The following is a 19677-nucleotide window of genomic DNA, read 5'->3' as shown; positions in this document are numbered from 1 at the left end:
CACGGAATACTCGCCATAACGGGATTGGAATGCAAACAATGCACGCATTGTGGCGGTGAATCGGCCTACGATGAGCTCATCTGAGACGGCGCCGGGAGCCAAATCCAGGTGTGCGAATCGAAGCAATTAAAAGACAGGCCGGGGGCTGTGGGCAGCACACCCGACGACGACAGGAGACAAGCCCATGAACACGCCGACCATCCAGGCGACCCCATCGGTCGCAGTGGTGAACCACGACTATCGTCTGGCCGACAATCTCGAGGCGGATCGCGGCCAGGTTTTCCTCACCGGTACCCAGGCACTGGTTCGCCTGCCGCTGATGCAGGCGATGCTCGATCGCGCTGCCGGCCTGAATACCGGAGGCTTCATCAGCGGCTATCGCGGTTCTCCGCTCGGCGCCTATGATCAGCAACTGTGGAAGGTGAAGTCCCTGCTCGAGGACAGGCAGATCCGCTTTCTGCCCGCGGTCAATGAGGAGCTCGGCGCAACCGCCGTGCTGGGGTCGCAGCAGGTCGAGGGTGATGCCGAGCGTATGGTCGATGGCGTGTTCGCGATCTGGTACGGCAAGGGACCCGGCGTCGATCGCGCCGGCGACGCCCTGCGTCACGGCAATGCCTATGGCGCCTCGCCACACGGCGGTGTGCTGGCGGTGATCGGAGACGATCACGGCTGCGTGTCGTCGTCGATGCCGCACCAGAGCGACTTCACCCTGCAGGCGTGGAGTCTGCCGGTGCTCAATCCGGCGTCGGTGGCGGAGATGATCGAGTTCGGCCTGTATGGCTGGGCATTGTCGCGGTTTTCGGGGTGCTGGGTGGGTTTGAAAGCCATCTCGGAGACGGTCGAGAGTGGATCGACGGTGGATCTCGATGCCATCCGGACCCGCTTCGATGCGCCCACTGATTACACCGCGCCTGCGGGGGGGCTGCATTACCGCTGGCCGGATCTGCCCAGCCTGGTGATCGAGCAGCGTCTGGCCGCCAAGCTCGACGCGGCGCGCCACTTTGCCCGCCACAATTCGATTGACCGCCTGCTGTGTCCGGCCACCGCTGCCGATGTCGGCATCGTCACCTGCGGCAAGGCTCACCTCGACCTGCTCGAAGCCTTGCGCCGCCTCGGCCTTGGACTGACCGATCTCGAGACCCATGGCATTCGGCTGTACAAGGTGGGACAGAGCTTTCCGCTCGAGCAAGGCCGGATGCGCGCCTTTGCCCGCGGGCTGAAGGAAATCCTCGTCGTCGAGGAGAAGGGGCCCTTCGTCGAGCAACAGATCAAGAATCTGTTCTACAACGACGATCCAGCCCAGCGCCCGCAGGTGTTCGGCAAGACGGCGCAGTGCGGTGCGCCCTTGCTGCCTGCACTCGGCGAGATGCGTCCATCGCGGGTAATGCCGGTGCTGGCCGACTGGTTGGCAGGTCATCGCCCCGCGCTCGACCGCCGAGCACTGGTCGAGGATTTCACCGCGCCGATGTTGCTGGCGAATGTGGCCGATGGCGTGCGCCGTGTGCCGTACTTCTGTTCCGGTTGCCCGCACAATACGTCGACCCGGGTGCCCGAAGGCTCGCATGCGCAAGCGGGTATCGGCTGCCATTTCATGGCCTCGTGGATGCCCGACCGGGAGACGACAGGCCTGATCCAGATGGGTGGAGAGGGCGTGGACTGGGTGGCGCACTCCGGCTTCACCCGCACCCCCCACGTGTTCCAGAACCTGGGCGACGGGACCTATTTCCACTCCGGGTTTCTCGCCATCCGCCAGGCGATTGCGGCACACACCAACGTTACATACAAGATTCTCTACAACGACGCGGTGGCAATGACCGGTGGTCAGCCGGTGGACGGTACGGTGACGGTGGACGGCATTGCGCGCCAGGTCGAGGCCGAGGGCGCGCGGCGTGTCGTGGTGGTCAGTGACGCGCCCGAGAAGTATGACGGTCACGAGGGGCTGTTCCCGCGCGGCACGACCTTCCATCATCGCAGCGAACTCGACGCCGTGCAGCGCGAGCTGCGTGAGGTGAAGGGGGTCAGCGTGCTGATCTACGATCAGACCTGCGCGGCGGAGAAGCGCCGCCGCCGCAAGAAGAGAGCCTACCCCGACCCCGACCGCCGGCTGTTCATCAACGCGGCGGTGTGCGAGGGGTGTGGCGATTGCGGCAAGCAGTCGAACTGCCTGTCGATCGTGCCGCTGGATACGCCGCTGGGGCGCAAGCGCATGATCGACCAGTCTTCGTGTAACAAGGACTATTCCTGCGTGGAGGGATTCTGTCCCAGCTTTGTGTCGGTGATGGGCGGCAAGGTGCGCAAGGCGGTCGGCGCGGCGCTCGACCAGCCCCGGCTGCAGGCCCGGATGGCCGCGCTGGCGATGCCCGCCACCCACGAATGGACCGGGCCGTACGATTTGCTGGTGACCGGTGTCGGCGGTACCGGTGTGGTCACCGTGGGCGCACTCGTCACCATGGCGGCGCACCTGGAGGGCAAGTCGGCCTCGGTGCTCGATTTCATGGGGTTTGCACAGAAGGGCGGGCAGGTGCTGTCCTTCGTGCGCATCGCGACCGATCCCGGCGCGCTCAATCAGGTCCGCATCGATACCCAGCAGGCCGATGCGGTGATCGCCTGCGATCTGGTCGTCGGGGCGAGCAACGACGCGCTGCAGACCATCAAGCATGGTCGCACCCGGGTGGTCGCGAACCTGCACGAGATTCAGACCGCCCGGTTCGTGCAGGACCCCGAGGCCGACCTGCACGTGGATGCCTTGCTGGAGAAGATCCGCTACGCTGCGGGGGGAGAGCAGCTCAGCACCTGCGATGCACAGGCTCTGTCGCTGCGCGTGCTCGGCGACACCATCGGCGCCAACATCGTGTTGCTCGGTTTTTCGTGGCAGCTCGGAATGGTACCGGTCTCGCTCGAGGCCTTGACGCGTGCCATCGAGCTCAACGCCGTGGCGGTGCCGACGAATCTCACCGCATTCAGCCTCGGACGGCTGGCGGCGACCGACCCCCGGGGCCTGGCCGAACTGGTCGGCAGTGCGCCGGAAACCGGCACCGACGTGGCCGACGAGCACGGCGAATCGCTTCGTGCCGTGATCGATGCCGGCGTCGAACGGCTTACGGCGTACCAGAATGCGGCCTATGCGGATGGCTACCGGGCTTTGCTGAGAGAGGTGGAGCTTGCCGAGCGCGGCGTGGTGGGTGAGGCTGGCGCGCTGCATCTGAGCCGGGTTGTCGCCCGAGTCTATGCCCGCCTGCTTGCCGTCAAGGACGAATACGAAGTCGCCCGACTGTTCACCGACGGCCAGTTCGATGCCGCACTGGCACGCCAGTTCGAAGGGGATTTCAGCCTGCAGTTCCATATGGCGCCGCCGCTGCTGTCGCGCCCCGGTCCCGACGGACGTCCGCGCAAGCTCACCTTCGGTCCGCGCCTGATGCCCGTGCTCAGACTGCTGGCCCGGGGCAAGGTGTTGCGCGGCACGGTGCTCGACCTCTTCGGCCGCAGTGACGAACGTCGCATGGAGCGCGAGCTTGCGGCAGACTATGCCCGTACCATTCGCGCGCTGCTGCCTCGTCTTTCGAGTACCAACCTCGGCAAGGCGGTCGAACTGGCAGGGCTGGCCGAGGGCATTCGCGGTTTCGGCCCGGTCAAACTCGCAAACCTGCGCCGCATCAAGCAGCAGGAGCGAAGCCTGGTGCATGCGCTGGGGCTGGATTTCGTCGCGGGGCCGACGGTTTCGAAGCTGTGCGAGACCCCGCGCGGTCGTGCGGCGCTGCAGGCGATTTCGGTGGTGAAGGCACCTTGATCTACCGTCGAGCGCGGTGAGCGTTTATCCTTCCGGGTTGGCGTGGCAACGGAATCGGGATCACCGCTCCGTGTGCCGCGGGTGAGCCGGTGCCTATGCGCTGCAGCAAGCCTGTTGATCAACGACAACGAGAGACCGAGTGACATGACCGAACGCGTGAACTGCGGGCGCCTGCAGGTGGCATCCAACCTCAAGACATTCATCGAAACCGAAGCACTTCCTGGCACAGGTGTCGATGTCGGCGCATTCTGGGCCGGCTTCGAGGCGCTGGTGCATGATCTTGCGCCCAAGAATCGCGCGCTGCTTGCCGAACGCGACCGTCTTCAGACCGAACTGGACAACTGGCATCGCGACCATCCGGGCCCGATTACAGACATGGGCGGCTATCGTGCTTTCCTGGCCTCCATCGGCTATCTGCTGCCGCCGCCGGGTGCGGTGAACGTCGACACGACGAACGTCGACAGCGAAATCACCTCCCAGGCCGGCCCGCAACTCGTGGTGCCGGTGATGAATGCGCGTTACGCCCTCAACGCGGCCAATGCGCGCTGGGGATCGCTTTATGATGCGCTGTATGGCACCGACGCCATTGCGCAGACCGGCGGCGCGGAAATCACCAAGGCCTACAACCCGGTGCGTGGTGCGAAAGTCATCGCCTTTGCCCGTCAGGTGCTCGATCAGGCGGCTGCGCTGGCAGGTGCTTCGCATGCCGACGCGGCAGGCTATGCGGTGGTCGATGGCAAGCTGGCCGTCAAGCTCGCCAATGGCAGCACGGTCGGCCTGCAGCAGCCGGAAAAGTTCGCCGGTTTCCAGGGCGACGCGGCTGCGCCCAAGGCGGTTCTGCTCAAGAACAACGGACTGCATATCGAAGTCCAGATCGATCGCAGCGGCATGATCGGCAAGACCGACGCTGCGGGCATCAACGACCTGCTGATGGAAGCCGCGCTGTCGACGATCATGGACTGCGAAGACTCGATCGCTGCCGTCGATGCCGAAGACAAGGTCGTGGTGTACCGCAACTGGCTGGGCCTGATGCAGGGCACGCTGACCGAAGAAGTGCCCAAGGGCGACAAGACCATCGTTCGCCGCCTCAATGCCGACCGTGAATACACCGCGGCCGATGGCGGCGCGCTGCGTCTGCATGGTCGTGCGCTGCTCTTCATCCGCAATGTCGGTCACCTGATGACCAATCCGGCCATCCTCGACGGCGATGGCAACGAGATTCCGGAAGGCATTCTCGATGGCGTCGTCACGACCCTGATCTCGCTGCATGACCGCCAGCGCAAGGGCAACTCGCGCGCCGGTAGCATGTACATCGTCAAACCCAAGATGCACGGGCCCGCCGAAGTCGCTTTCGCCGACGAGCTGTTCGGTCGCGTCGAGGACCTGCTTGGCCTGCCACGATACACCATGAAAATGGGCATTATGGACGAGGAGCGCCGCACCAGTATCAACCTCAAGGCCTGCATTGCGGCCGCCAGCCACCGCGTCGCCTTCATCAATACCGGCTTTCTCGACCGTACCGGTGACGAGATGCACACCGCAATGGAAGCGGGCCCGATGATGCGTAAGGGCGACATGAAGTCCTCGGCCTGGATCCAGGCTTACGAGCGCAGCAACGTGCTGGTCGGTCTGGCGTGCGGCCTGCGCGGCAAGGCGCAGATCGGCAAGGGCATGTGGGCCATGCCCGACCTGATGGCGGCGATGCTGGAACAGAAGATCGGGCATCCGAAGGCCGGTGCCAACACCGCCTGGGTGCCGTCGCCGACGGCCGCGGTGCTGCATGCGCTGCACTACCATCAGGTCAACGTTCAGTCGGTGCAGCAGGAACTCGAAAGGATCGACCTCAATGCCGAGTACGACGACCTGCTCAATGGCCTGCTGACGGTACCGGTCGTGGCCGAGGCCAAGTGGAGCGCCGAGGAGCGCCAGCAGGAACTCGACAACAACTGCCAGGGCATCCTCGGTTATGTCGTGCGCTGGGTCGAACAGGGCGTGGGGTGCTCCAAGGTGCCCGACATCAACAACGTCGGCCTGATGGAAGACCGCGCAACGCTGCGCATTTCCAGCCAGCACATCGCCAACTGGCTGCGCCACGGCGTGGTTCAGCCGGCCGAAGTCGAGGAAACGCTGCGCCGCATGGCTGCGGTGGTGGATGGTCAGAACACGGGTGATCCGGCCTATCGCCCGATGGCGCCCGATTTTGCTTCGTCGACGGCGTTCCGCGCTGCCCGTGACTTGATTTTCGAAGGCTGTGTGCAGCCCAGCGGTTACACTGAGCCGCTGCTGCACCACTATCGTCAGGTGTTCAAGGCCAAACAGTAAGCGGCATTGTCATTGGTTCGCACCGAGCCGGCCCCCCGTGGCCGGCTTTTTTGTGCCCAAGGCCGGCTCCGTGCGGTATGCGCGCCGGGCGTGATAGCCTTGAGGTCACGCCAGAAAGCCGGATTTGCCAGAACATGTCTCCGATTGCCGACGTCCGCTTCCCTTCCATCGACGGACTGCGTGCCTTCGAGGCAGCGGCGCGTCTGGGCAGCTTTGAACGTGCGGCCGATGAACTCAACGTGACCGCGAGCGCGGTCAGCAAGCGGGTGTCCACCGTAGAGGAGCTGCTGGGCGCGAACCTGCTGGTGCGCGGTGGAAAGGCCTTGGGGTTGAGCGTGCTCGGCAAGGAATACCTGGAGCAGGTGCGTGTGGCATTGGGTCTGCTGGCCGCCGTACCGCTGCATCGGCGCGCCTCGCAACGCATCGAACGCTTGCGGGTGTGTGCTCCGCCCACGTTCGCGCGTCAGATTCTCGTGCCTGCGCTCGAATCCTTTACCCGTGCGCAGCCGCAGGTCGAACTCGAGATCGTGCTCAGCGTGCCCTATCTGGACCAAGGGGCAGAAGATGCGCAGATCGAGGTACGCCATGGCGACTTCGCGGCACATGGTGGCGACGTGCTGATGCAGGACAGGGTCGTGCCAATGGCGTCACCCGGCTTGCTCGGCTCAATCGGCACATTGCGCAGTGCGACCGATCTCGGCCGCATGCCCCTGTTGCGCAGTCCGCTCGAGCCTTGGGCGCCATTGTTCGAGGCGGCCGGACTGGGCTGTCGTGAAGAGCCGGCGAGTGGTCCTCGTCTGATCGATCTCGGGCTGCTGCTCGAGGCGGCGGCGAGCGGGCAGGGCGTGGTGCCGGGACGGCCGTCGCTGGCGCGCCAATGGCTGCGCGCGGGCGCCTTGGTGCCACTGTTCGGTATTGCGGTCGAGGCGCGCTCGCAGTATTACATCGCGACGGCCTCGCCGCAGGGGCCGGCAGCGGTCTTCGCTGACTGGTTGCGGGGCGTGTGCGCGGCAGCTGCAGACGAAGGGGCGGAACTTATTTCCCGTCGCAGCTGAAAATCCTTCCGGCCGGGGAGGGCGATTCTGCGCGACGATGATGCCTTGAGCAGATCAGTCCGGATCACCCCGAAAAGAATCGCTGGAGACCCCGCATGCCCGTCATTACCTGCATCGAAGACCTGCGGCGCCTTGCCGAAAAGCGCGTGCCGCGCATGTTCTACGATTACGCCGACTCCGGTTCGTGGACCGAGAGCACCTATCGCGCCAATGCATCCGACTTTCTGCCGATCAAGTTGCGCCAGCGTGTGGCGGTCAATATGGAAGGCCGCAATCTGCGCACCACGATGGTGGGGCAGGAAGTCGCCATGCCGGTGGCCATTGCGCCGACCGGGCTGGCCGGCATGCAGCATGCCGACGGTGAGATTCTGGCCGCGCGCGCGGCAGAGAAATTCGGCGTGCCCTTTACGCTGTCTACAATGAGCATTTGTTCGATCGAGGATGTCGCCGCGCACACGACCGCACCCTTCTGGTTTCAGGTATACATGATGCGCGACCGCGACTTCATCGTCCGCCTCATCGAGCGTGCGCGCGCAGCCCGGTGTTCTGCCCTGATGCTGACGCTGGACCTGCAGATCCTCGGCCAGCGTCACAAGGACATCAAGAACGGTCTGTCGGCTCCGCCGCGGCCGACGCTTGCCAACATGATCAACCTGGCCACCAAGCCACGCTGGTGCCTTGGCATGCTGGGAACCAGCCGTCGCAGTTTCGGCAACATCGTCGGTCACGCCAAGGGCGTGGGCGACATGTCCTCGTTGTCGAGCTGGACCGCAGAACAGTTCGATCCGGCGCTGAGCTGGGCTGACGTCGAGTGGGTCAAGAAGCAATGGGGCGGCAAGCTGATCCTGAAGGGCATCATGGATGAGGAAGACGCCCGTCTGGCAGCCGACAGCGGCGCCGATGCACTGATCGTGTCCAATCACGGCGGCCGTCAGCTCGATGGTGCGCCATCGTCGATTCACGCCCTGCCGGGCATCGTCGGCGCGGTGGGCGACCGGATCGAGGTGTGGATGGACGGCGGCATTCGCAGTGGCCAGGACGTGTTCAAGGCGGTCGCGCTGGGGGCGAAGGGAACCCTGATCGGCCGCCCGTTCCTGTACGGTCTTGGCGCAATGGGCGAGGCCGGCGTGAGCAAGTGCCTGCAGCTCATCGCCAACGAGATGGATATCACCATGGCGTTTTGCGGCCACACGGATATCCGCCGGGTCGGGCGCGAGGTGCTGATTCCGGGGACGTATCCCGCGTCGACCTGATGTGGCGGGTCCGCTTCGTCTTTGAATGCGGCCAGAACAAAAAAGGGCGTTCCACCGGAACGCCCTTCTTGCATGCAGGCCAGGCTATTACCAGAGTTGCCACCAGGGCCTGTTATCCGCCGGGCCGCCGGAGTAATAGACACTGTTGGGAAAGTTCTTGCGCATGACGCGGTCTGCGTCGTCGCGCAGGTCGTTCATGCCCATTGCGTCGTAGCTCTTGACCAGCAGGAACAGGGCCTCTTCGATGGCCGGTGCCCGCGGGTAGGTCGTGATCGCTGCCTGTGCCCGGTTGGCCGCGGCCACGTAGGCGCCGCGGCGGTAGTAATAGCGCGCGACGTGGACTTCATGGGAGGCGAGCGAGTTCACCAGGTATTGCATGCGCTGGGTGGCGTCTTCCGCGTAACGGCTTTCCGGGAAGCGGGTGACGAGCTCATTGAAGGTGTCGAAAGCCTCTCTTGCGCCGCGCGGATCGCGTTCGGACAAGTCCTGGTTCGACAGGCTGGCGAGAAGGCCGAGATCCTCGTTGAAATTCACCAGGCCTTTCAGGTAATACACGTAATCCACGTTGGGGTGGTTCGGGTGCAGCTTGATGAAGCGATCGGCTGCAGCCAGCGCAAGCGCGGGTTCGTTGGACTTGTAATACGCATAGGCCGACTCGATCTGCGCCTGCTGCGCGAAGCGACCATAGGGATAGCGCGCCTCGAGCTTCTCGAAATACTTGATGGCCTGGTCGTAGCCGCCCTCGGTCATCGAGGACTTCGCCTCCGAGTAGAGCTTTTGCGCGCTCCAGCCCGCCGTCTCGTCGATCTGTTCCGGCAGCATGCCGCAACCGCCGAGCAGCAAGGCGCCAATCAGGGCAACATTTCCCGCTAAACTTCCGAAGGTGAACCTGGACATCGATAACACTCGCGTGAATGAACTGACCGATTATAGCCCAGCGGACGCGGATGACTCGCCCGCCGAATTGATGATTCCGCGCGATTTCGCCGGATTGAGAATAGACCAGGCGCTGGCGCGGCTGTTTCCCGAACACTCGCGCAGTCGCCTGCAGGCATGGTTGCGCGAGGGGCGCATCCTGGTGGATGGCGGAACACCGGATGCAAAGCACAGGATCTGGGGCGGAGAGCGGCTGTTGGTCAGCGCGGCGCCCGAGCCGCAGACACACGCGGAGCAGGCCGAGGACATTCCGCTGAACATCGTGTTCGAGGACGCGGATGTGCTCGTCGTCAACAAGCCCGCGGGGCTGGTGGTGCACCCGGGGAGTGGAAACTGGAGCGGCACCTTGCTCAACGCCCTGTTGCATCATGCGCCCGCGCTGGAGGGTGTGCCGCGCGCGGGCATCGTGCATCGGCTGGACAAGGATACCAGTGGTCTGCTGGTGGTGGCCAAGACGCTGGCGGCACAGACCGACCTGATCCGCCAGTTGCAGGCGCGGACGGTGAAGCGCCACTATCTCGCGCTGGTGCACGGCGTGGTTGCCGCAGCGGGCGAAGTCGATGCACCGATTGGCAGGCATCCGAGCCAGCGCACGAAAATGGCGGTTGTCGGCAACGGGCGTCCGGCCTTGACGCGCTATGTCGTGCGCGAGCGGCTGGCGAAAACGAGTCTGCTCGAGTGCCGGCTCGAGACCGGGCGCACGCACCAGATCCGCGTGCATATGGCTCATATTGGCCATCCGCTCGTCGGTGACCCGGTGTACGGGCTCAAGCGTGCCGGCGACCCGATTGTGGATGCATTTTCGCGCCAGGCGCTGCACGCTTTTCGTCTTGGTCTGGTGCATCCGTCCTCCGGGCTCGAACTGGAGTGGTTTGCACCCATCGCGGAAGACATCCTGTCATTGGTGGAACAGTTGGGGGGGCACCACTTACCGTGAACCGTTCATTCATCGTGCCCGACTGGCCGGCACCGTCCAATATCCGTGCGCTGGTGACGACCCGTGCGGGGGGCGTCAGCGTGGCGCCGTTCGACAGTCTCAATCTGGGCGACCATGTGGGCGATATGCCGCGGGCGGTTGTGGAGAACCGGGCGCGTCTGCGCAGGTTTCTGCCGGCCGATCCCGTATGGCTGCAGCAGGTTCATGGCAATCAGGTGGTCGATCTCGACCTTGTGCCTGTGCTCGCTCGCGGGGATGCTTCGATGACCCGGCAGGCGCAGACCGTGTGCGCAATGATGACGGCCGACTGCCTTCCGGTGCTGTTCTGCGATGACACGGGCGCCGTCGTGGCGGCTGCCCATGCGGGCTGGCGCGGCCTGGCGGCGGGTGTGCTCGAGGCGGCTGTCGGCGCAATGGGCGTCCGCCCCGAGCGCATTCTGGCCTGGTTGGGCCCCGCCATCGGCCCCGATGCCTTCGAAGTGGGCAGCGATGTCAGGGATGCATTCCTGTCGAAAGACCCTGGGGCCGCCGACGCCTTCGTGACCCAACGGCAGCCCGGCAAGTGGCTGGCGGACATCTACATGCTGGCAAGGCGAAGACTGGTGCATGCCGGGGTGGTACGTGTCTATGGCGGAGGCCTGTGCACCTGGCATGAGCAAGCGCGCTTCTTTTCCTATCGGCGGGACGGTGTGACCGGACGCTTTGCTTCCCTGATCTGGCGTGAGCCGGAGCCATGATGACGCACTGCAACGTCAATTTAGGGGCGTTTCACGCATATTCGCTATTGCCCGGCGCCTGAATCACCTCTATCGTTGAGGGCCTCGGCTGCCTCCAGTGCCTTCTGGCGCCGCCGCCGGGAGGGCGAGCCGAACAGCCACAGGAACAGGGCGATGGGGCCGAGTCCATAGAACAAGAACGTAAGCACGCCGCCGAGTACGGTGTCATCGGAAATAGCGGCGAACAGGGCGACATAGAACCAGGCAATCGCGATAAGGTACATGTGGATTCGACCGATGTGGCTGAAGGCGATTGTAGCTGGGGCAACACCATTCCGGTGGGCGCAGCGGTGACTGTGCCGACCAAGCCTTAGGAGGGGCTGATGTCCGACTCGAATGACAAGCAGGCGCCCGGGGCCATGCAGGCCATGCTGATGGCTGGCCAGGCGATGGCACAGACGTTTTTCTCGGCGGTCGCCAAGCAGCACGCAGCGATGCAGGACTCTTCCGGCGTGGCCGCGTCGCAGTTGCCCTTGCCCGAAGCCGACGCCCTGAACAAGATGCAACAGGCGTTCGCCGCCAGACATGTGGCTCTGTGGTCGGCCATGCTCGGGCGCAAACCCGGTGAGCCCGGCCAGCAGATTGCCCAGCCCGACCCGGGTGATCGCCGCTTCAGCGCGCCCGAATGGTCCGAGAGTCCTCTGTTCGACTATGTGCGCCAGGCCTATCTGGTCAATGCGGACTTCCTGAAACAGGTGGCCGACGAGATGCCGATTTCGGATGGTCGTGCCAAGTCCAGGATCCAGTTCCTGACACGGCAATACATCGATGCCCTGGCGCCAACCAACTTTGCCGCGACCAACCCGGAGTTCATTAAGACCGCGGTCGAGAGCAAGGGTGAGAGCATCACCCAGGGCATCCAGAACCTGATCTCGGATCTCGAGAAAGGCCGTATCTCGATGACCGACGACGGTGCTTTCGAGGTCGGTCTCAACCTCGCTGTTTCGCCCGGTGCTGTCGTGTTCGAGAATGAGCTGATGCAGCTCATCCAGTATTCGCCGCTGACCGAAAAGGTTGCGCAGGTTCCACTGCTGATCGTGCCGCCCTGCATCAACAAGTTCTACATCATGGACCTCCAGCCCGAAAATTCGCTGGTGCGTTTCACCGTCGAGCAGGGCAATACGGTATTCCTCGTGTCGTGGAAGAATGCGGGCGCAAACGAAGCACGCAAGGGTTGGGACGACTACCTGCAGGAAGGGCCGATTGCCGCGCTCGAGGTGGTGCGGGCCATCACCCGGGTGAAGAAGCCGAACGTGCTGGGTTTCTGTGTTGGCGGCACGATCCTGACTTCCGCACTGGCAGTGCTCAAGGCGAGAGGTGAAGACCCTGTTTCAAGCCTGACCCTGATGACTACGCTGCTCGATTTTGCCGATGCCGGCGAGCTGGGGTGTCTGGTCGACGAGGCCAGTGTGACGGCACGTGAAGCCGCCATAGGAAAGGGCGGGCTGCTCAAGGGTCAGGAGCTTGCCAATGTGTTCTCGTTTCTGCGCGCCAACGACCTGGTGTGGCAATACGTGGTGGGCAATTACCTTAAGGGCAACAAGCCCAAGGCGTTTGACCTGCTCTACTGGAATTCGGATTCGACCAACCTGCCGGGGCCGTTCCTGACCTGGTATCTGCGCAACATGTATCTCGAGAACAACCTGCGTGTGCCGGGGAAACTCAAGATGCTCGGCCAGAAGGTCGACCTGCGCAAGGTGGATGTCCCTGCCTACCTGATGGCCGCACGCGAGGACCACATCGTGCCATGGGCCAGTGCTTACCTGGGACGCAACCTGCTTGGGGGCGAGACGACCTTCGTGCTCGGCGCAAGCGGCCACATCGCGGGCGCAATCAACCCCGCATCGAAGAATCGGCGCAGTTATTGGGTAGGGGCGTCTACTGCAGCGGATCCGGACGAATGGCTGAGCCAGGCCGAGGAGCAGAAAGGGAGCTGGTGGGTGCATTGGGCGCAATGGCTCAAGGCCTACGGCGGCAAGCAGGTCGCGGCGCGCGGCCGCCTCGGCAATGCCAAGTTCGGGCCGATCGAACCCGCTCCGGGGCGTTACGTAAAAGAAAAATCCTGATCCAGACCGCGTTCGGTTTGAGTCAAAGGCTGTCGGCGGATCGGGTGGGGCCGCTTGCAGCAGGGTTCAAAGCCCCCCCGGAAACACCCGATTGGGAGGAGATACGATATGTCTAGAGTTGCACTGGTTACCGGCGGGATGGGTGGTCTCGGCGAAGCAATCTGCATCAAGCTTGCGGCGCTGGGCTACAAGGTTGTAACGACCCACTCTCCCGGCAATGCGAAAGCCGCGGAGTGGTTGCAGTCGATGAACAACATGGGCTACGGCTTCAAGGCCTTTCCTTGCGATGTAGCCGATTTCGATTCGTGCAAGGCGTGTGTCGAGCAGGTTACCAAGGAAGTCGGGCCGGTGGATGTGCTGGTCAATAACGCCGGCATCACGCGCGACATGACGTTCAAGAAAATGAACAAGGCGGACTGGGATGCGGTGATCAGCACCAACCTCGATTCCGTCTTCAATATGACCAAGCAGGTGATGGACGGCATGCTCGAGCGCAAGTGGGGGCGCGTGATCAACGTGTCGTCGGTCAACGGGCAGAAGGGCGCGTTTGGCCAGACCAATTATTCGGCAGCCAAGGCCGGCATGCACGGCTTCACCAAGGCGCTGGCGCTCGAGGTTGCCCGCAGTGGTGTGACCGTCAACACGATCTCGCCGGGCTACATTGGCACCAAGATGGTGATGGCCATTCCGCAGGAAATCCTCGACTCCAAGATCCTGCCGCAGATTCCGGTGGCACGCCTTGGCAAGCCGGAAGAGATCGCTGGTCTGGTTGCCTATCTGTCTTCCGAGGAGGCGGCTTTCGTAACCGGGGCCAACATTTCGATCAACGGTGGCCAGCACATGTTCTGATTCCACTGAACGTTTTTTTGCCTGAGGCCTGCCACGAATGTGGCAGGCCTTTTTTTGTTCGGGTTATTGCGATGCAGCACACCTGCACGAGTGCGTTTATACTGTAGCCGTTATGTGGCTGATGCGTTGCCGCAGGACTGGTGCGGACAAATGCGGCGTCAGGCTGCGCTGTCCGGAAAAGATAACTCGCTGCAAAAGGATTTGATGATGTCTCAGAAAATTGCACTCGTTACGGGCGCCATGGGTGGCCTCGGCACCGCAATCTGCCAGTCCCTCGCCAAGGACGGTTTCAAGGTTGTCGCCAACTGTCTGCCCGCTTTCCCGCAAATGGACGAGTGGCTGACGCAGCAGAAGGCGCTGGGCTTCGACTTCGTCGCCGCAGAAGGGGACGTGTCCGACTATGAGTCGTGCAAAGCCATGGTGGCCAAGATCGAAGCCGATGTCGGCCCCATCGACATCCTCGTGAATAACGCCGGTATCACCCGCGACAAGTTCTTCCCCAAGATGGAGAAGGGTCAATGGGATGCGGTGATCAACACCAATCTCAACAGCCTGTTCAACGTGACGCACCATGTCTCGCCCAAGATGGCCGAGCGCGGATGGGGTCGCATCATCAATATTTCGTCGGTCAACGGTGTCAAGGGTCAGGCTGGCCAGGCCAACTACTCGACGGCCAAGGCTGGTGTGCTGGGCTTCACCAAGGCGCTGGCGGCCGAACTGGCCACCAAGGGCGTGACCGTTAACGCCATTGCACCGGGCTACATCGGCACCGACATGGTGATGGCGATCCGTGACGACATCCGTCAGGGCATTATCGACACGGTACCGATGAAGCGCCTGGGCAAGCCCGAAGAGATCGGCGGGCTGTGTGCCTACCTGTCGTCCGAGCTGGCTGGTTACATCACCGGCGCGACGATCAACATCAATGGCGGCCTGCATATGTGCTGATGCCGCAACCGTGCACAACGCGGATTTGCGTAACCCCGTCCTGTGGCGGGGTTTTTCTTTTCGCAGCGCGGTATAATTTTCAACACAAGTGAGCGCGGATCCACCGCCGCCGAGGAGGACTTCACCATGGCTGATCAATCGCGACTGATCAAGAAATACCCGAACCGTCGTTTGTACGACACCCGCACCAGTTCCTACATCACTTTGTCGGACGTGAAGGAGCTCGTGCTTGGGAACGAAGATTTTCAGGTCGTGGATGCCAAGACCGGCGACGATCTCACCCGCAGCATCCTGCTGCAGATCATCCTCGAAGAAGAGGCGGGTGGGGCACCGATGTTCACCAGCGACCTGCTGTCGCACATGATCCGTTTCTACGGTAATGCGATGCAGGGGATGATGGGCAAGTACCTTGAAAACAATATCAAGGCATTTACCGACATGCAGGGCAAGCTGCAGGAGCAGGCGCGTGGCATCTATGGCGAGAACAGCCCGATCAGCCAGGATCTCTGGGCGCAGTTCCTGAATTTTCAGGGGCCGGCGCTGCAGAGCATGATGGGCACTTACGTCGAGCAGTCGAAGAAGATGTTCCAGCAGATGCAGGAGCAGGTTGAAAGCCAGACGCGCAACATGTTCACCGGCTTCCAGTTCCCCGCGTATACGCAACAGGACAAGGGCGACAAGGCGGAAACCGCCGAGCCCGTTACAAAGACCCGCACCGAAAAATGAGGTGCAGCGCCCCTTTGCAGGGGCGCATTTCCCCACAGGCCGCATCCAGTATGACCACCCTCAAAACGCCTGACGTGCCGCGTGTCGGCTTCGTCAGCCTCGGCTGCCCGAAAGCGACGGTCGATTCGGAACACATCCTCACGCGTCTGCGCGCCGAGGGCTATCAGATCTCGGGCAGTTATGAAGATGCCGACATCGTGGTGGTGAATACCTGCGGCTTTATCGACGCTGCGGTCGAAGAGTCACTTGATGCGATTGGTGAGGCCCTGGCCGAAAACGGCAAGGTGATCGTGACTGGTTGCCTCGGTGCCAAGGACGGGGTGGTGATGTCCGCTCATCCGCAGGTCCTGGCTGTCACTGGCCCGCATGCGACGGAGGAGGTGATGCAGGCCGTGCACAAGCATCTGCCCAAGCCCCATGACCCCTTCGTCGATCTCGTGCCCCCCCAGGGCATTCGCCTGACGCCTCAGCACTACGCCTACCTCAAGATTTCCGAAGGCTGCAATCACCGGTGCACCTTCTGCATCATTCCGTCGATGCGTGGTGATCTGGTCAGCAGGCCGATTCACGAGGTCATGCGCGAAGCCGAGGCGCTGGCCGAGTCCGGCGTCAAGGAGATCCTGGTGATCTCGCAGGACACGTCGGCCTATGGTGTGGATGTGAAGTACCGCACCGGTTTCTGGAACGGCAAGCCGCTCAAGACCAGGCTGTACGATCTGGCCAATGCACTGGGTGAGTTGGGTATCTGGATCCGCATGCACTATGTCTACCCTTACCCGAGCGTGGACGACATCGTTCCGCTGATGGCGGAAGGCAAGATCCTGCCCTATCTCGACGTGCCCTTCCAGCACGCCAGTCCGCGCATTCTCAAGGCGATGAAGCGACCGGCCAACGCCGAGAATGTGCTCGAGCGCGTGCGCAAGTGGCGCAGCATCTGTCCGGATCTGACGATCCGGTCAACCTTCATAACCGGCTTCCCCGGCGAGACCGAAGAGGATTTCGAGCAGCTGCTGCAGTTTCTGGAGCAGGCGCAGCTCGACCGGGTTGGCGCATTTGCCTATTCGCCGGTCGAGGGGGCAACCGCCAACGAGCTGGCCGACCCGGTGCCGGATGAGGTGCGCGAGGAGCGCAGGGCGCGCCTGATGGACTTCCAGGAAGATATTTCCACTCAACGTCTCGAGGCGAAGATCGGCCGTGAGATGACGGTCCTGGTCGACGATGTGGATGAAGAGGGCGCGCTGGCGCGTTCGCCAGGCGATGCACCGGAAATAGACGGCATGGTCGTCATTCCCGATGGGGACGATCTTGTGCCGGGTGATTTCGTCCGGGTGCGGATTACCGATTGCGATGTTCACGATCTGTACGCCGAACGCATCGACGGCTGACTAGCCGGGCACGGCGCAACAGACACAGGTTGGAGTATTTTCGCGACTTGCGAGGTGGGGCATGACGGCGCTTCCCATGATGCACAGCGGCGGCAAGCGGCCGACGATCGGGTTGGCACTGGGAAGTGGCGCCGCGCGCGGTTGGGCTCACCTCGGCGTATTGAACGCGCTGGCCGACGAGGGCGTGGTGCCGGAAGTCATCTGCGGGTGCTCGATTGGCGCTTTCGTTGGCGCAGCAGCTGCCGCCGGTGAGTTGGGCAAGCTGCGGAAGTGGGCGGACGCGCTCAAATGGAAGGATGTCATCGGTTTGCTCGACGTCAGTCTGCGCAGCGGATTGATCAAGGGTGAAAAGCTGATTCAGTACTTCGAGCGCAATTTCACCGACCGTGACTTCACCGATTTGCCGACGCGCTTTGCTTGCGTGGCAACGGAGCTGTCGAGTGGGCGGGAAGTGTGGCTCCATACCGGCAGTGTGTCCGAAGCGGTGCGCGCCTCGATCGCCCTGCCGGGCCTGATGACGCCGGTTGCGCGCGACGGGCGCCTGCTGGTCGACGGCGGTCTGGTGAATCCGGTGCCGGTGTCGCTGTGCCGCGCGATGGGGGCGGATATCGTCATCGCCGTCGATCTGGGCTCGGACATCGTCGGGCGGGCATGGCGGCATAGCGCCGCGGAGCCTGCCCCCGAGGGCGAAACCGAGGCGAGTTGGAGCGACCGCCTGCTGTCGCGACTCGGATTGGGTGCGACCGGCCCGGCGGGCAACGGTCACGGCGACCCGGCGCCGGAAGAGAATCTGCCGTCTCTGGTCAGCGTCCTCAATGCCAGCATCAACATCATGCAGGTCCGCATTGCGCGCAGCCGTCTCGCCGGCGAACCGGCCGACGTGCTGATCTCACCACGTGTCGGTCAGCTTGGGCTGATGGACTATCATCGGGCGGAGGAGGCCATCGCCGAAGGGGTGGCCGCGGTTGCCCGCATACGGCCTTTGTTGCGCTATGTCATGGGACAGGCCGACGACGCGGGTGCCTGAAGGAGCGTCTGATGGATGAATTTCTGCGTACGCTGACGGACATCGTCGGCCGCGATCACGTGCTTGTCGATGCGGACGATGCTGCTCCCTATCTCGTCGACTGGCGCGGCCGGTATCAGGGTGCGGCGCGCGCGGTGGTACGACCGACCAGCACGGCGCAAGTGGCGGCGGTTGTGGCAGCCTGTCATGCGGCCGCTGTTGCCGTGGTGCCGCAAGGAGGCAATACCGGCCTGTGTGGGGGGGCGACACCGCTTGCCGACGGGCAGTCCGTGGTATTGAGCCTGTCGAGGCTCAATCGCGTCCGTGCGCTCGATGCCGACAACAACACCCTGTGCGTGGAGGCCGGCTGCAAGCTGGCTGCGGTGCAAGAAGCAGCGCGTGGAGCAGGGCGTTTCTTTCCGTTGTCGCTCGCGTCCGAAGGCAGCTGCGAAATAGGCGGCAACCTGTCGACCAATGCGGGCGGCGTCCAGGTGCTGCGGTACGGCAATATGCGTGATCTCGTCCTGGGGCTGGAAGTCGTGCTGCCTGACGGCCGGGTTTGGGACGGTCTGCGCGAATTGCGCAAGGATAATACCGGCTACGATCTCAAGCATCTGTTCGTGGGTGCCGAGGGTACGCTGGGTGTCATCACGGCGGCGACGCTGAAGCTGTTTCCGTCGCCTCAGGCGCGGGCGACTGCGTGGGTCGCGGTGCCCGACCCGGCAGCAGCCGTGGCCTTGCTGGCAAGCATGCGCGCCGCGTGCGGCGACCGCATCACGGCATTCGAGCTTGTCGCACGTGCGGCGCTTGAAATCGTTCTCAAGCACATCGATGGCGCCCGTGACCCCCTGTCGTCGCCGGCGCTCTGGTCCGTGCTGGTGGAGCTGTCGGATACCTTGCCGGATGCTGCGCTCGAAGAGATGCTGATGCACGAGCTGGCGTCGGCCAGCGAGCGCGGGCTTGTCATCGATGCAGCAGTCGCGGGGAGTCTTGCCCAGTCCGCCACGCTGTGGGCGCTGCGAGAGAATATCTCCGAGGCCCAGCGCATCGAGGGTGTCAGCATCAAGCACGACATCTCCGTGCCCGTCAGCCGCATTCCGCATTTTCTGGTCGCAGCGGGCGAGCGGCTGCGGGCAATCTGGCCCGATGTCCGGGTTGTCGCGTTTGGCCACATTGGAGACGGTAACCTGCACTACAACCTGTCAAAGGCCGACGCAGAGGACAACGATGCCTTCATCGCCAGAACAGACGAAGCAAACCGTGTGGTGCATGATCTCGTGTCCGAGCTTGGCGGTTCCATTTCGGCCGAGCATGGACTTGGTCAACTCAAGCGCGACGAGATCCGACGCTACAAGAGCGATCTCGAACTCGAGCTCATGCGCCGGATCAAGGCCGCACTCGATCCGGCCGGACTGATGAATCCGGGAAAGCTCCTTTGATGGGGCTGTGGTGGGACGCGGGCTGGCGGCTTTCTTGCCAGGTGTCGCTGAATAGTCGTAAAAGATGCTTTACAACGTTAAAACCTCTGCCTATAATGCGCGCTCTTTCGAAGGGGGTATAGCTCAGCTGGGAGAGCGCTTGCATGGCATGCAAGAGGTCAGCGGTTCGATCCCGCTTACCTCCACCATCGA

General features: G+C 63.2%; 15 protein-coding genes and 1 tRNA gene. 14 read left to right on the top strand and 2 right to left on the bottom strand.

Translation table 11 applies throughout. The features are described from left to right. The first annotated feature begins 184 nt into the window (after positions 1-184). From J5J83_RS08995 to J5J83_RS08980, 4 genes are all read left to right on the top strand, one after another. Positions 185-3787 (top strand): indolepyruvate ferredoxin oxidoreductase family protein, encoded by a 3603-nt coding sequence (locus J5J83_RS08995; RefSeq protein ID WP_212348142.1) that lies wholly within the window; start codon positions 185-187, stop codon positions 3785-3787. A 144-nt stretch (positions 3788-3931) separates the two neighbouring features. Beyond that, positions 3932-6109, top strand: coding sequence for a malate synthase G (locus tag J5J83_RS08990; protein ID WP_212348138.1), 2178 nt, complete (start codon positions 3932-3934; stop codon positions 6107-6109). Between the two features lie 134 nt (positions 6110-6243). Further along, positions 6244-7164 (top strand): LysR substrate-binding domain-containing protein, encoded by a 921-nt coding sequence (locus tag J5J83_RS08985; RefSeq protein ID WP_212348119.1) that lies wholly within the window; start codon positions 6244-6246, stop codon positions 7162-7164. Positions 7165-7259: 95 nt separating this feature from the next. Then, positions 7260-8417 (top strand): alpha-hydroxy acid oxidase, encoded by a 1158-nt coding sequence (locus J5J83_RS08980; protein ID WP_212348116.1) that lies wholly within the window; start codon positions 7260-7262, stop codon positions 8415-8417. Between the two features lie 87 nt (positions 8418-8504). On the opposite strand, the gene J5J83_RS08975 is transcribed toward J5J83_RS08980, so the two are convergent. Next, positions 8505-9314 carry an outer membrane protein assembly factor BamD gene (locus J5J83_RS08975; protein ID WP_212348113.1) on the bottom strand — a complete coding sequence of 270 codons (810 nt, stop codon included), beginning with the start codon at positions 9312-9314 and terminating at the stop codon, positions 8505-8507. On the opposite strand from J5J83_RS08975, the gene rluD reads away from it, so the two are divergent. Together rluD and pgeF are read left to right on the top strand one after the other, a co-directional pair. Then, the gene (gene rluD, locus J5J83_RS08970) at positions 9301-10290 is read left to right on the top strand and encodes a 23S rRNA pseudouridine(1911/1915/1917) synthase RluD (protein ID WP_349251876.1); all 990 of its coding nucleotides are present in this window, start codon (positions 9301-9303) and stop codon (positions 10288-10290) included. The two genes, J5J83_RS08975 and rluD, sit on opposite strands and share 14 nt — an antisense overlap. After that, a complete protein-coding gene (gene pgeF, locus J5J83_RS08965) occupies positions 10287-11027 on the top strand; it encodes a peptidoglycan editing factor PgeF (protein WP_212348107.1) in 741 nt (246 codons plus the stop codon). Before rluD ends, pgeF begins: the two co-directional genes overlap by 4 nt. A gap of 44 nt (positions 11028-11071) precedes the next feature. Here pgeF and J5J83_RS08960 read toward each other — a convergent pair whose 3' ends face one another. Next, positions 11072-11290, bottom strand: coding sequence for a hypothetical protein (locus J5J83_RS08960; protein ID WP_212348104.1), 219 nt, complete (start codon positions 11288-11290; stop codon positions 11072-11074). Positions 11291-11389: 99 nt separating this feature from the next. On the opposite strand from J5J83_RS08960, the gene phaC reads away from it, so the two are divergent. From phaC to J5J83_RS08920, 8 genes are all read left to right on the top strand, one after another. Beyond that, positions 11390-13132 (top strand): class I poly(R)-hydroxyalkanoic acid synthase, encoded by a 1743-nt coding sequence (gene phaC / locus J5J83_RS08955; protein WP_212348101.1) that lies wholly within the window; start codon positions 11390-11392, stop codon positions 13130-13132. Between the two features lie 108 nt (positions 13133-13240). Beyond that, positions 13241-13981: a beta-ketoacyl-ACP reductase gene (locus tag J5J83_RS08950; protein ID WP_212348098.1), complete on the top strand. Its 741-nt coding sequence runs from the start codon at positions 13241-13243 to the stop codon at positions 13979-13981. A gap of 207 nt (positions 13982-14188) precedes the next feature. Beyond that, complete coding sequence (locus J5J83_RS08945; RefSeq protein WP_212352915.1) at positions 14189-14929, top strand: beta-ketoacyl-ACP reductase; 741 nt, start codon at positions 14189-14191, stop codon at positions 14927-14929. A gap of 126 nt (positions 14930-15055) precedes the next feature. Beyond that, positions 15056-15655: a polyhydroxyalkanoate synthesis repressor PhaR gene (phaR, locus tag J5J83_RS08940; RefSeq protein ID WP_212348095.1), complete on the top strand. Its 600-nt coding sequence runs from the start codon at positions 15056-15058 to the stop codon at positions 15653-15655. Between the two features lie 50 nt (positions 15656-15705). Continuing rightward, positions 15706-17040: a 30S ribosomal protein S12 methylthiotransferase RimO gene (rimO, locus tag J5J83_RS08935; protein ID WP_212348091.1), complete on the top strand. Its 1335-nt coding sequence runs from the start codon at positions 15706-15708 to the stop codon at positions 17038-17040. 61 nt (positions 17041-17101) lie between these two features. After that, the gene (gene rssA, locus J5J83_RS08930) at positions 17102-18067 is read left to right on the top strand and encodes a patatin-like phospholipase RssA (protein WP_212348088.1); all 966 of its coding nucleotides are present in this window, start codon (positions 17102-17104) and stop codon (positions 18065-18067) included. Positions 18068-18078: 11 nt separating this feature from the next. Continuing rightward, positions 18079-19485, top strand: coding sequence for an FAD-binding oxidoreductase (locus J5J83_RS08925; protein ID WP_212348085.1), 1407 nt, complete (start codon positions 18079-18081; stop codon positions 19483-19485). 112 nt (positions 19486-19597) lie between these two features. Beyond that, positions 19598-19673: transfer RNA gene (locus J5J83_RS08920), tRNA-Ala, on the top strand. The last annotated feature ends 4 nt before the right edge of the window (positions 19674-19677 follow it).

It is taken from the genome of Azoarcus sp. L1K30, assembly GCF_018122735.1.
GTDB lineage: Bacteria > Pseudomonadota > Gammaproteobacteria > Burkholderiales > Rhodocyclaceae > Parazoarcus.
Note: the sequence above shows the minus strand (reverse complement) of the source record. Positions and strands in the feature narration are given on the sequence as shown.